Genomic DNA, 12,227 nt, shown 5'->3' on the forward strand with positions numbered 1-12,227 from the left:
TGCTTCCCTAGTTTGTTCCTAAGATGGTGGCCTCAGGAAAGCGGTTCAGGAGCGCAACGAATGATAGCAACACCCGTCAGGATCGAGAGCGTGGAGACGATCCTCGTCGACGTACCGACGATCCGCCCGCACCGGCTCTCGGTCGCAACGATGAACTGCCAGACGCTCGTGCTGGTGCGCATCCGCTGTGCCGACGGCATAGCCGGCGTGGGCGAGGGCACCACCATCGGCGGTCTCGCGTACGGCGAGGAAAGCCCGGAAAGTATCAAGGTCAACATCGATACTTACTTCGCACCGTTGCTCGAAGGTATGGATGCGACCCGCCCAGGCGCGGCCATGGCGAAGCTGCGTGCTCTGTTTCAGGGCAACCGCTTTGCCAAATCGGCGCTTGAAACCGCGTTGTTCGATGCCCAGGCGCAGCGCCTCGCCGTGCCCTTGTCCGAGTTGTTCGGCGGCCGGGTGCGCGATAGCGTCGAGGTTGCGTGGACGCTTGCAAGCGGCGATACGCAGCGCGATATCGACGAAGCCGAGCGCGTCTTCGAAGCGAAGCGTCATCGCGTGTTCAAGTTGAAGATCGGCTCGCGCGCCGTAGCCGACGACGTGGCACACGTGGTCGCGATCAAACGGGCGCTCGAAGGACGCGGTGAAGTGCGTGTCGATGTGAATCAGGCGTGGACCGAAGCGGAAGCGATCTGGGCCGCCAAACGTTTCGCCGATGCAGGCGTCACCCTGATCGAGCAGCCGATCGCCGCGGAGAATCGCGCGGGTCTCAAACGTCTGACGGATCTGGCGCAAGTGCCGATCATGGCCGACGAGGCGCTGCATGGCCCGGCCGATGCGTTTGCCCTTGCAAGCATGCGCGCCGCCGACGTATTCGCGGTGAAGATCGCCCAATCGGGCGGCCTCGCCGGCGCCGCGCATGTCGCGGCAATCGCCGCGGCCGCGAATCTGGACCTGTACGGCGGCACCATGCTCGAAGGCGCGGTGGGCACGATCGCCTCGGCGCAACTCTTCAGCACCTTCGACGAACTGAAGTGGGGCACCGAACTGTTCGGGCCGTTGCTGCTGACCGAAGAAATTCTCACCGAATCGTTGCGCTACGAGAATTTTGCCTTGCAGCTTCCACAAGGACCGGGGCTCGGCATCGCGCTCGACTGGAGCAAGATCGACCGTTTGCGGCGCGATACGCACAAGGGCGCAAGCATTACCATGAGCTAACGGATGATCCGTAAGCTATCCATAACATCGCATGAAGGAGATACCCCATGAACCGGCAAGCTATCGATACGCTGCTGCAGAAGATCAACGACAGCGCTATCAATGAAGGCAACCCACGCACGAGGCAGATCGTCAACCGCATCGTGCGCGATCTGTTCTATACGATCGAAGACCTCGACGTGCAGCCGCACGAATTCTGGACGGCGCTGAACTATCTCGGCGACGCAGGAAAAAGCGGCGAGTTGGGCCTGCTGGCAGCGGGCCTCGGCTTCGAACATTTTCTCGACCTGCGTCTCGACGAAGCGGAAGCGAAAGCCGGTATCGAGGGCGGCACGCCGCGCACCATCGAAGGGCCGCTGTATGTGGCCGGCGCGCCGGTGTCCGACGCTCATGCGCGGCTCGACGACGGTACCGACCCTGGCCAGACTCTCGTGATGCGCGGCCGTGTGCTCGGCGAAGACGGCAAACCGCTCGCGCATGCGCTGGTTGAAGTGTGGCACGCCAATCATCTCGGCAATTATTCGTACTTCGACAAATCGCAGCCGGCCTTCAATCTGCGCCGCTCGATTCGCGCGGATGCCGGCGGCAATTACAGCTTCCGCAGCGTGGTGCCGGTCGGCTATAGCGTGCCGCCGCAAGGTCAGACACAACTGTTGCTCGACCAGCTTGGCCGTCACGGGCATCGCCCGGCGCATATCCACTTCTTCGTCTCGGCGCCGGGTTTTCGCAAGCTGACTACGCAGATCAACATCGACGGCGACCCGTATCTGTGGGACGACTTTGCGTTCGCGACGCGCGATGGCCTCGTGCCGGCGCTCAGGCAGGCCGAGGGAGCAGAAGGCAAGCCGTATGGCGTCGAAGGTCGTTTCGCGCTGATCGATTTCGACTTCACCCTGTTCAAGGAGCGCGACAACCTGCCGGATGCCGAAGTCGAGCGTCTGCGCGCCGAGGCCTGAAGCGCAAATTCATCAGATTGATTGCGTTTGGGATTGTGATCGGCCCTGGCTGCGCGCTTCGCAGCCGGGGCGTTGTGACCGACAAGGAATAACCGATGCTGTTTCACGTAGAGATGACTGTCAATCTGCCGCCCGACATGGACGCGGAGCGCGCCGCCCGGCTGAAAGCGGATGAGAAGGCGATGTCGCAGAAGCTGCAGGAGCAGGGAGTGTGGCGGCATCTGTGGCGTATCGCCGGCCGCTACGCGAATATCAGCGTATTCGACGTCGAAAGCCCAGCGCAATTGCACGATGTGCTGAGCCAGTTGCCGTTGTTTCCCTATATGGAAATCGAAGTGCGGGCGCTATGCCGGCATGCATCGTCAATTCGTGAGGGAGACCGTTGACGGCATGTGACGCGACACAATAGCGTCGATAGCCGCGAGCTCAGCCGGCGCGAGGTCGCGGCGCGGCAGCACCACGAAGGCCGTTCCACCTGAGAGCAGATAAATACGTTCCGCATCGTCCACGCGCGCGGTGAGAGCCGACCAGTTCAGGCGTATCGACGACGAATTCGATTCGCCGGTCACGCCGGTTGCGTCGAACGTCACCTGTTGCTGGCCGAGATACGGAATCGGGCCGCGTTTTTTCAACGAGGCGACTGCGCGCCGCATCACGCGCCGCAGGATCATTGGGACGAACAGGGTCTGGATGCCGAAGGTCAGCGCGGCGCCGGCAAAGAAGAACAAGATTGTGCCGGGCCACGGATTCGCGAGGTCGCCATGGGTTTGCCACCAATACCAGCCCACGAGCGCGCCGATTGCCAGTGCGCCGCCGATAGACTTCAGTCGCCGCTTCGCTCGACGCCCCGTTGAATACAGAACGATGTTTGCCGCGACGTAATCGTCTTCCGTCAACGTGACGGAAACATGGAAAGGGAGCCGCGTTGAGCGATCGTTCATTTGCGTGGACGGTTGCATTGCTGCCTAACCGAATAGTACATTAGGCCAACCGCTGCTACGCCCGCCCTGTGCCTGCTTTTCCAAAATAAACCGGGAAGAGCTGGACACTGCGAATTCATCCGGCATCAGGCTGGCGAGCGCCGGCACTGAATTGCAAACCTGAATGAAGTATCCTCTACCGCTTTGGGACTCTTCTTTTGCTGGCCACCATGTTTTCTATTCCCTTCGACGCCGTCCTGTTCGACTGCGACGGCGTGCTTGTCGACTCCGAACTGATTACTAGTCGCGTGCTTGCGGAGATGCTGGGCGAACTCGGCTGGCAGGTCGGCGTCGAAGAAACCACGCGCATTTTCATCGGCAAGACGGTGCGCGACGAGGCGCCGCTGATCGAGGCGAATACGGGCGTCGCCATCACGGACACATGGCTCACGCAGTTTCGCGAACGCCGCAACGCGGCGCTCGAGCGCGAACTGGTGGAAATCAGCGGTGCGGCCGCGGCCGTGCGGACGCTTTACGAAGCGCTCGATGGCCGCATTGCGGTCGCCTCGGGCGCCGATCGGCACAAGGTCGAGATGCAACTGAAGAAAACCGGCATGTTCGAGTGCTTTGCCGGGCGCATCTTCAGCGGGCATGAAATGCCGCGCAGCAAGCCTCATCCTGACGTGTACCTCGCTGCCGCGCAGGCTTTGGGCGTGGACCCCACGCGCTGCGCGATCGTCGAGGACACGGTGACGGGCGCAACGGCCGGTGTCGCAGCCGGTGCGACGGTATTCGGCTACAGCCCGGCCGGGCTCAGCCACAGCAGCCCGGATCGCTTGCGCGAGGCCGGCGTCGCCAAGGTGTTCGGGAAGATGGAACAACTGCCGGCCATGCTGGCGCAGTGGACGGGCGTATAACGGCGCTTCCTCTTCACCATGCTGGTTGACGAGCGGCAGGGACAGCAAGGGGAACCAGGGAGCGGGGCAGCGAGCGCCGCCCCGCAATACAAGGCAAGGACCGCTGCGGTCCTTGCCCAATCGCTTAGCGCAGCTTGGCCACGTCGTTGGCGTTTACCGTTGCTGCCGGGTTGCCGAACTGCTTCGTCACGTAGTTGGTGAGCGCTGCGATCTGCGCATCGGACAACTCGGTTGCGAACGCCGGCATGCCGACGTCGCTAGCGCCCGCCTTGCGATGCACGCCATGCAGGATGACCTGCACGAGATTGCCGGGGTTGGATGCGCCGACCGTCGAGTTATGGAACAGCGGCGGATAGTACCCATCCGGTGTGCCCTGGCCGTGCGCCTGATGGCAGGTCGCGCAATTGCCCAGGTAGAGGCGTGCCGGATCGAGCTCGTCGCTCAACGCGACACCGCGCAGCCGTGTCACGTCGGTTGCCGGCGCACCCCAGCTCGAGCGCGACTGCGACGCGCCGTTGCTGACCGCGGGCACGGTACGGATATACGTCGCAATCGCGTCGATATCCGCATGGCTCATCTGCGAGAAGCTGTGCTGCACCGCTTCGCCCATCGGACCGGCCGCTTGCGCGAGGCCGGACACGCTGCCCGTCTGCAGGTACTGCACCAGTTGCGCCTGGGTCCACGAACCGATCCCGCTGTTCGGGTCCGACGTGATGTTATAGCCGTCCCAGCCCGCCAGCACCGAACCGCTCAGGAAGCCACTGCCGGTTTCGTCGAGCGCTTTCTCCTGCATGCCGAAGCCGCGCGGCGTATGGCAGGTGCTGCAATGGGCGAGGCCTTGCACCAGATACGCGCCGCGATTCCATGTGGCGCTCTGGTCCGGTTTGGCCTGATACGGACCTTGCTTCAGGAACACCCAGTTCCATACCGTGAGCGGCCAGCGCATGTTGAGCGGCCACGGAATGTCGCTTGGACGCTGCGGCTGGTTGACCGGCGCCACGCCGAATTTGAAGTACGCGTACAGCGCCTTCACGTCGTCATCGCTGATCTTCGCGTACGACACATACGGCATGGCCGGATAGAGGTTGTGGCCGTCCTTGGCGACGCCTTTGCGCACCGCGCGGTCGAAGTCTTCCAGCGTCCACGTGCCGATACCCGTTTGCGCATCCGGCGTGATGTTGCTCGAATAGATCGTGCCGAGCATCGGCACCTTCAGCGGCAAGCCGCCCGCGAACGGCTTGCCTTTGACCGTGCTGTGACAGGCCATGCAATCGCCGGCCACCGCCAGATACTCGCCTTGTTTGATCAGCGCCGCGTTGTTGGCAGGATCGGCCGCAGCGGCGCGGGCGAACGAGGGCAGGGCCAGCGCGCCGGCCAGCAGAAAGAAAAAGGTTTTCGTCAGCACGTCAAACTTCCTTCTTCAACTGGTCCGCCATGCGCAGCGCGAGCGCCGCGATGGTCAGCGTCACGTTGACCGTGCCCACCGTCGGCATGGTCGCGCTACTGGAAATGAACAGGTTCGGATGGTCGAAGGTGCGGCAATCCTTGTCGACCACCGAGTTGCGCGGGTCGCTGCCCATGATGGTCGCGCCGGTGATGTGATTGTTCGGCGCGAACTCGTCCTGGAACTGCACGTCCGTGCCGCCCAGCACCTTGGCCGCCGTCGCATAGACTTCGCGCGTGTGCGCGGCGCCGCGTTTCACGTAGTCGTCGATGCGGTAGGTGATTTCGGGGCGGGCAATGCCGATCGCGTCGGTCTCGGTCCTGCTCGGTACGATGCGGTTTTCCGGCGCGGGCAGGATTTCGTGGAAGCAGTCGAACTCCACGAAGCGGGCCGACTGGTCGCGAATCCGCGCATCGAGTTCGGCGGGTTTCAGCATCTTGCCTTCGGCAAAAATCTTCTGTGTTTCCTGATCGACGCGCGACAGATTCGACAGGTGGATCTTCTTGGCCGCTTCGGTGGCGCGGAACGCTCCGTCGCGAAAGCCGATCAGCGAGGTCATTTCCTGCGGGCCGCGGCCGGGCCACAGCTTCTCGTTCGCATAGAACGTGACGCCGGTGCCGGGGTGATCCATCAGGTTGCGGCCGACCATATCGGAGCTGTTGCCCACGCCGTTCGGGAAGTCGTGGCTGGTCGACATCAACATGATCTTCGGCGTTTCGATGCCGTTCGCCGCGAGCACGAAGTACTTGCCCTCGACGCGATGCTCGTGGCCCTGCGGGTCCTTGTACAGGGCCGCCGTGATCTGTTTCTGCGGACCGACTTCGAGCTTGTAGACGACCGCGTTGTCGATCAGCTTCGCGCCGGCCTGCTCGGCCTTCTCGACGTGCACGATGCCGTTGTACATCGCGCCGATCGGACAAATCGGCATGCAGTTGTTGTTGCCGCAGCAGGTCGGGCGGCCGTCGTACGGACGGCTGTTGCGCGCCACCGGCTCGGTCACCACATGAAACTTCGGGTCGTAGCCGTTGAGCGCGCTCTTGATGGTCTGCTCGTTGTACGAGAGCGGCAGCGGCTGCATCGGGTACGGCTGGCTGCGCGGCGAGCCGAGTTCTTCATCGGACGGACCCCACACGCCAAGTTCTTCTTCGGCGCGTTGATAGTAGTGCTCGAGATCGTCGTACTGGAGCGGCCAGTCGCGGCCCACGCCGTAGACCGTCCGCATCTTGAAGTCGTTCGGCATGAAGCGCCACGCCGAGGCGGCCCAGTGCCATGTCGTGCCGCCCACCGCGCGAATGTATTGCGAGTTGAATTTGTGCTCGCCCTTCAGGATCAGATAATTGTTGGGCGGGCCGTACTCGGGATGCGGCGCCCACGCGCTCGACGGATACGGCGCAGAGTTATCGGACTTGTCGGGCTGGTTGCGAAAGCGCTCGACGATCTGCCAGCGCGGCATGCGCGGACCCGCTTCGAGCAGGATCACGGATTTGCCGGCGAGGGCGAGCTGGTGCGCGACGATTGCGCCCGCCACGCCCGAGCCTACGACGACGACGTCGGCTTGCTCATTCTGTTGTTGACTGTCGGCCATGTCAGGATTGTTTTTCGACGGGTTTGGCGGCCCAGAAGCCGGGCTGGTTGGGGCAGTACGAGCGGATGATCAGCGTGTCGGAGACGACGCGATACATCAGCGCTTCTTCGTAGGTCACCACGACGTTGTCGACCGTGCCCAGATACCAGCCTTCCATGATGCGCAGCGCGAGCGCCTGGTCGCGCGGGCTCGACGAGCCGGCGGCGAGCGCTCCCGCCAGTTGCGGCAAGCGCGGCGCGAGGTCGGGGGCGGATTTCTCCAGCGCGGCGAGAAGCCGTGCGCCGACCTCGCGATCGAGCCCGGACTTGCCTGTCAGCGCTTGCGAGAGCGTCATGAAGGCGTCGAGCGGCGCGGCCGCGCCGGTATCGGCCAGTGCCCGCAGGGTCAGCGAGCCGGTGAGGCCGGCCAGGCTCAGCGCGAGCGCGCCCTGCAGCCACTGGCGGCGGCCGGCCGATGTCACCGGCGCCAGCGAGGGCGCGGCGCGCGCGGCACGGTCGCCGGACGAGTCATCTCGGTTCAATTTGATGATCCTCTGTTGTTCTCGGTGTGGGGTGTTTGCGGCCCGATTATAAATGGAACCGGTTTCATTGCGCTGCGAACCCGGCAACGGCCACGCAATCGCTGCTCGCCGATCAGCTTGTGCAGGGCGGGAGCACAATGGACTGCGGGCTTCCGCAGTCCGCAGCGGATGGGTAAAACGCATCGCCGGCATGCGCCGAACTCATATTTGTTTCTAGGGTTAACCCGTATTATCTTGAATCCTGCAAAGATCGGAGATGGAATCGTTATCAGGCGTTTTCATCCAGCCGGTCAAAGCCCGCTTCAACCCAGTTTCCACCGTCAAGGCTCAATGTTTGGTCATTTCCAGCGCAAGGCGAAACACGCGGCCAACCGCCGTCTGAACAGCTTGCATGCACTCGCCGACACCCTGTCGCGCCGCCGGCCGGTGTGGATGGTGTCGTTCTCGGTCGACGAGACGAATCTGTCCGAAGGGCTGCGGGCAGCGTGCGCGTCCACGGCGATGCTGCTGCTCGGCAACCTGCTGCACAACCCGTTGTTTGCGTGGGCGGCGATCGGCGCGTTCTGGACCTGCCTCGCCGACGCGGCTGGGACCAACCGCATGCGGTTTGCCTCGATGCTGAGCTTCGCGCTGCTCTCCACGCTCTGCGGCGGCATCACCGCATTCGCCTCGGGCGCCGGCACGCTGGCCGCGACCGCCGCGATCCTGCTGTTCGCGACGGCCGGCGCGCTCGCCCGGGTCTGGGGCGCGGCGGCTGCGCAAGTGGGGATTCTGGCGGCAACCGCCTGCGTGGTGATGGTCGACAGGCCGATGCATAGCCTGCGCGACGGCTTGTTGTTCCTTGCCATCTACCTGTCGGGGTGTCTGTTTGCGGTGGTGCTTAGCCTGACCGTGTGGCGCATTCACCCGTTCGGCCCAAGCCGGATGGCGCTGCGCGCGGTCTACGGGCGACTCGCCGATATCGCGCTCGACAGCGCGCGGCTGCTGCGTCTCGAGAACGCCGACTTTGGCTTGTGGGCGCGCCATGCGGCGACCTATCGCGGCCAGGCGCGCACCGCCCTGGAGACTGCGCGCAAGGTGTTGGCCAAGGTGCCGAACTCGCGGGTCGACAAGCGCGAGAGCTACGAGAATCTGCTGCTGGCGCTGGCCGACACCGAGCGTCTGTTTGGCTATCTGATCGCCGTCACCGATGCCTGCGAGCGCGGCCATCACACCCTGCGCGAGCCGCGGCGGGCGGCGCGCATCCTGTCGGCGTTCGCGGAGGTGCTGCTACGGATCGGCCGTGCTGTTAGCGAGGCCCCGGGTGCGAAGCCTGCGGCGCAATCCCGGAGCGCGGGCCACGAGGGTAATGCGGACAACGTGGACACCCCGCGCGGTAGCGACTCGCGCGGCGGCCACCCGCGCGCCACGCCCGCCGCGCTGCAGCGTCGTTTGAACAAGCTGGCCGGCGCGCTGGAGGCGGCGCTCGGCGAGCCGCTGTCGCTCAAGCTGCGCGCGGGGGCGCTCGATATCGAAGCGCCGGCGCGGCGCGAGCTCGGCTGGCTCGAAGCCGCGCTCGACAACCTCGCGCGCGCATGGATGATGCTCAAGGCCAACGCGTCGCTCGAGTCGATCGGGCTGCGTCATGCCGCCCGGGTCGGCGTGGCCGCGACCGTGGGTTTCATGATCGTGCGGGCCTTGCATGTGCCGTTCGGCTACTGGGCGACCATGGCGACCCTGCTGATCCTGCAGCCCTCGATTGCCGGCACCTGGCCGCGCAGCATCGAGCGGGCCGCGGGGAGCATCGCCGGAGGACTGCTGGCGGCGGCGATCGGCCTCGCGATCCATTCGCCGCTCGGTATCTCGCTGGTGGTGTTTCCGCTGATCTGCGCCACCATGGCGCTGCGCACGGTGAGCTACAGCCTGTTCGTGCTGTTCCTCACGCCGACCTTCGTGCTGGTGGCGGACTTCGCCGCGCCCGGCGCGAGCGAGTGGGGCTACGCGTTCACCCGGCTCGGCAACAACGTGCTCGGCTGCTCGATCTCGCTGCTCGCCACCTTCCTGCTCTGGCCGAGCCGCGAGCCGGTCGATTTCCGCACCCGGCTCGCCGACGCCGTAGCCGCGAACCTCGACTATCTGATGGGCGCGCTGCGGCATGCCGGCGGCGAGGACACCGAAGTGGAGCGGCTGCGCCGCGCCGCTGGGCTCGCGAGTAACAACGCGGAGGAGGCGTTCAACCGCCTGCGGCTGGAGAAGCTGGAGAGTTCGCTGGCCGACCGCGCCGCGATCACCGCGCTCGCGCTGCTGCGGCGCATGGCCGGCACGGCGACCCGCATGCGCTTCGCCGCCAGCAAGACCACGGCCGATGCGGCGCTGATCGAGTGGCTTGCCGCGGTCAGCCAGGAGATCGACGCGCAACTGCGCGGCGGGCGCGAAGGCGCGCAGGGAGCCCGGCATGAGGCGTTTCCCCGTCAACACCTGTCGCTGGTCGAAGCCGACGCGGTCAACCAGGTCTCGCATCTGCGCCGCTTGCTGATGGAGAAAACCGGTGGGCTGGAGGAGGGCGCCGTCAAACCGGTGCTGTCGTGAGGGCGCGTGCGGCGCAGCCCGCTTCCGCCTGGCTCATGGCTCAATCCCCCCCGCTCAGCTACCCGCGCCCGTCACCAGTTGCAACGGCGTCTCGATGAACGGCGACAGGTCCTGCTGGCGGGTCATTTCCGTGAGGGCCTTGAGCGCCACGTCCACGCCGAACACGGCCTGGCGCGCTGCGAACTGGTCGACGGTAGCGAGCATGCGGCCGGTATCGAGCAGCGGCTTGATGTCCGCGTCGTTGTTATAGCCGGTGATATACACCTGGCCGGTTTTTCGCGCGATGCGAACCGCGTCGACGGCGCCGGTCGCCATATTGTCGTTGGCGCATAACAGGGCGCGTAGCCGCGGGTGCTGCGCGAGCATCGTCGCGGCCGCGGCCTTGCCCTTGCTGTACGCCCAGTCGCCCGGCGCCACCGCGACGATATTCATGCCGGCCGCGTTCATCGCGCTGCGGAAGCCCTCGGTACGCCGACGCGCGTTCTGGCTGGTGCTCACGCCTTCGATGATGCCGACCTCGTCGCCGCGCGTGAGCCGGGCGGCCACGTAATTGGCCACCATCGCCGCGCCCTTGTGGTTGTCCGGGCCGACGAACGGCACCGGGAGATGGAGCGCCTCGAGGGCCGCCGCGTCGAGCGGATTGTCGATCGCGATCACGATGATGCCGGCGTCGACGGCGCGCGCCACCACCGGTACCAGCGCTTTCGAATCGGTCGGCGCGAGCACGATGGCGCTGGTGTGCGCCGCGATCAGCGTCTCGACCATGCGAATCTGGCTCGCTGTGTCGAGCTCCGTGCCGGTGCCGAGCACGTTCAGGTCGAACTGCGAGGCAAAGTGTTTCTGATAGTTCTGCGCGGCGCTCGCCATGGCGACCGTGAACGGATCCGCGAGCGACTTCAGCACGAGGGCGATCGTCTTGTCGGTGGGCGCCGCCGCGCTTATTTTCGAAACTGTCAGACCGGCTGCTGCGAGCACGCCGGCCACGAGCACGCGCCGGCGTGTCTTCTGTACCATTGGCTTCCTTTTCCTGTGCGCGATGGTTAGCGCACAGGCATGATACAGCCTAGCCCGGCGCAAGGATCTCCGGCAAAACCTCGATCCGCGGTTCCACCGACTGGTTGCTGATATAGGCCCACAACTGCTCGGCGGCCTGGCCTCGCTGTTTGACGGGCCGGTACAGGCGGATTTCGAGGTCGGTCGCCCACGCATCGGAGCCGGCGCGCACCAGCGTGCCTTCGCTCAGCTCCTTGGTGATGCAGCTTTCGGGCAGCCAGCCGATGCCGTGGCCCGCCGCCACCATGCCCTTCAAGGCTTCCGACATGTGGGTTTCGAAGCAGCGGTACAGCGAATACGGCTCGGTCGCGTTCATCAGCAGCATTTCGACCACATTGCCGAGGAAGGCGCCCGACGAATAGGCGAGCAGCGGCAAAGGCCGGCCGGTCTTGCCCGGCAGCTCGAAGAGCGGCTTGCCGTCCGGCCCGGCAGCCGAAACCGGCAGGATCCGCTCGACCCCGAGGGTCAGGAAAGGAAAGTGATTGGGGTCGAGCGCAATCGGCAATTGCGCATGGTGATAGCCGATCAGCAGGTCGCAGTCGCCCGCCACCAGTTGCTGCACGCCCTCCGGCACGTTGACCGCCTGGACCCGCGCCATGATGTTGCCGAACTCGTCGGTCAGGCGCTTGAGCCAGTCCGGAAACAGCGTGAAGACCAACGTGTGGGCGACCGCAAAGTGCACCACGTGATCGTTTTCCGCGAATTGCTCGTAGCCGCCCACCAGATTACGGGCGGCATGCATGCTGCGCAGGATGTCGGCGGCGAGGCTGCGGAACATCCGGCCGGCGGGCGTAAGGGTGATGGGATTGACGCTGCGGTCGACGAGGCGGGTGCCCATCCACGTTTCGAGCGCCACGATTCGCCTGCTGAATGCCGATTGGGTGAGATGCCGGCTGCGTGCCGAGCGGGAAAAACTCTTCGTGTCAGAAAGAGAAAGAAAGTCTTCCAACCACTTTGCTTCCATATTTATCACTTGTATTGGATCAATCGACAACCGGCATCCTTGCGATGCCGGCGACTCTACTAGCCTACCGCCTGACGCTCTA

General features: G+C 64.8%; 11 protein-coding genes. 5 read left to right on the forward strand and 6 right to left on the reverse strand.

Features of this window, described 5'->3' with window-relative positions; genetic code table 11:
* Window positions 1-60: 60 nt before the first annotated feature.
* From AC1ECK_RS34220 to catC, 3 genes are all read left to right on the forward strand, one after another.
* Window positions 61-1,218: a muconate/chloromuconate family cycloisomerase gene (locus AC1ECK_RS34220; RefSeq protein ID WP_480327331.1), complete on the forward strand. Its 1,158-nt coding sequence runs from the start codon at window positions 61-63 to the stop codon at window positions 1,216-1,218.
* Between the two features lie 47 nt (window positions 1,219-1,265).
* Window positions 1,266-2,174, forward strand: a complete 909-nt coding sequence (gene catA / locus AC1ECK_RS34225) for a catechol 1,2-dioxygenase (protein WP_480327333.1) — start codon at window positions 1,266-1,268, stop codon at window positions 2,172-2,174.
* A gap of 95 nt (window positions 2,175-2,269) precedes the next feature.
* Window positions 2,270-2,560, forward strand: coding sequence for a muconolactone Delta-isomerase (catC, locus tag AC1ECK_RS34230; protein ID WP_480327335.1), 291 nt, complete (start codon window positions 2,270-2,272; stop codon window positions 2,558-2,560).
* Here the strand turns inward: catC and AC1ECK_RS34235 are convergent.
* Window positions 2,537-3,115: a YcxB family protein gene (locus AC1ECK_RS34235; RefSeq protein ID WP_480327337.1), complete on the reverse strand. Its 579-nt coding sequence runs from the start codon at window positions 3,113-3,115 to the stop codon at window positions 2,537-2,539. The genes catC and AC1ECK_RS34235 overlap by 24 nt on opposite strands.
* Window positions 3,116-3,324: 209 nt before the next feature.
* Here AC1ECK_RS34235 and AC1ECK_RS34240 point away from each other — a divergent pair, with 209 nt between their 5' ends.
* Window positions 3,325-4,011 (forward strand): HAD family hydrolase, encoded by a 687-nt coding sequence (locus tag AC1ECK_RS34240; protein WP_480327339.1) that lies wholly within the window; start codon window positions 3,325-3,327, stop codon window positions 4,009-4,011.
* A 124-nt stretch (window positions 4,012-4,135) separates the two neighbouring features.
* Here AC1ECK_RS34240 and AC1ECK_RS34245 read toward each other — a convergent pair whose 3' ends face one another.
* The 3 genes from AC1ECK_RS34245 to AC1ECK_RS34255 are packed head-to-tail and all read right to left on the reverse strand — an operon-like array spanning window position 4,136 to window position 7,509.
* Window positions 4,136-5,416, reverse strand: coding sequence for a c-type cytochrome (locus tag AC1ECK_RS34245; protein ID WP_480327341.1), 1,281 nt, complete (start codon window positions 5,414-5,416; stop codon window positions 4,136-4,138).
* Window position 5,417: 1 nt separating this feature from the next.
* Entirely contained in the window at window positions 5,418-7,040 is a 1,623-nt protein-coding gene (locus AC1ECK_RS34250; RefSeq protein ID WP_480327343.1) for a GMC family oxidoreductase, read from the reverse strand.
* Window position 7,041: 1 nt separating this feature from the next.
* A complete protein-coding gene (locus AC1ECK_RS34255; protein ID WP_480327352.1) occupies window positions 7,042-7,509 on the reverse strand; it encodes a sugar dehydrogenase complex small subunit in 468 nt (155 codons plus the stop codon).
* Window positions 7,510-7,890: 381 nt separating this feature from the next.
* On the opposite strand from AC1ECK_RS34255, the gene AC1ECK_RS34260 reads away from it, so the two are divergent.
* Window positions 7,891-10,128: an FUSC family protein gene (locus AC1ECK_RS34260; RefSeq protein ID WP_480327345.1), complete on the forward strand. Its 2,238-nt coding sequence runs from the start codon at window positions 7,891-7,893 to the stop codon at window positions 10,126-10,128.
* A gap of 54 nt (window positions 10,129-10,182) precedes the next feature.
* Here AC1ECK_RS34260 and AC1ECK_RS34265 read toward each other — a convergent pair whose 3' ends face one another.
* Complete coding sequence (locus AC1ECK_RS34265) at window positions 10,183-11,142, reverse strand: substrate-binding domain-containing protein (RefSeq protein WP_480327347.1); 960 nt, start codon at window positions 11,140-11,142, stop codon at window positions 10,183-10,185.
* Window positions 11,143-11,191: 49 nt separating this feature from the next.
* Entirely contained in the window at window positions 11,192-12,145 is a 954-nt protein-coding gene (locus AC1ECK_RS34270; protein ID WP_480327349.1) for a LysR substrate-binding domain-containing protein, read from the reverse strand.
* Between the last annotated feature and the right edge of the window lie 82 nt (window positions 12,146-12,227).

This window comes from Paraburkholderia sp. SSBN10T (genome assembly GCF_056619545.1).

Coding starts and splice junctions, on each gene's coding strand:
- catA (WP_480327333.1), top strand. CDS start 1,266: ATGAACCGGCAAGCTATCGATACGCTGCTGCAGAAGATCAACGACAGC.
- AC1ECK_RS34220 (WP_480327331.1), top strand. CDS start 61: ATGATAGCAACACCCGTCAGGATCGAGAGCGTGGAGACGATCCTCGTC.
- AC1ECK_RS34260 (WP_480327345.1), top strand. CDS start 7,891: ATGTTTGGTCATTTCCAGCGCAAGGCGAAACACGCGGCCAACCGCCGT.
- AC1ECK_RS34240 (WP_480327339.1), top strand. CDS start 3,325: ATGTTTTCTATTCCCTTCGACGCCGTCCTGTTCGACTGCGACGGCGTG.
- AC1ECK_RS34235 (WP_480327337.1), bottom strand. CDS start 3,115: ATGAACGATCGCTCAACGCGGCTCCCTTTCCATGTTTCCGTCACGTTG.
- AC1ECK_RS34270 (WP_480327349.1), bottom strand. CDS start 12,145: ATGGAAGCAAAGTGGTTGGAAGACTTTCTTTCTCTTTCTGACACGAAG.
- AC1ECK_RS34250 (WP_480327343.1), bottom strand. CDS start 7,040: ATGGCCGACAGTCAACAACAGAATGAGCAAGCCGACGTCGTCGTCGTA.
- AC1ECK_RS34265 (WP_480327347.1), bottom strand. CDS start 11,142: ATGGTACAGAAGACACGCCGGCGCGTGCTCGTGGCCGGCGTGCTCGCA.
- catC (WP_480327335.1), top strand. CDS start 2,270: ATGCTGTTTCACGTAGAGATGACTGTCAATCTGCCGCCCGACATGGAC.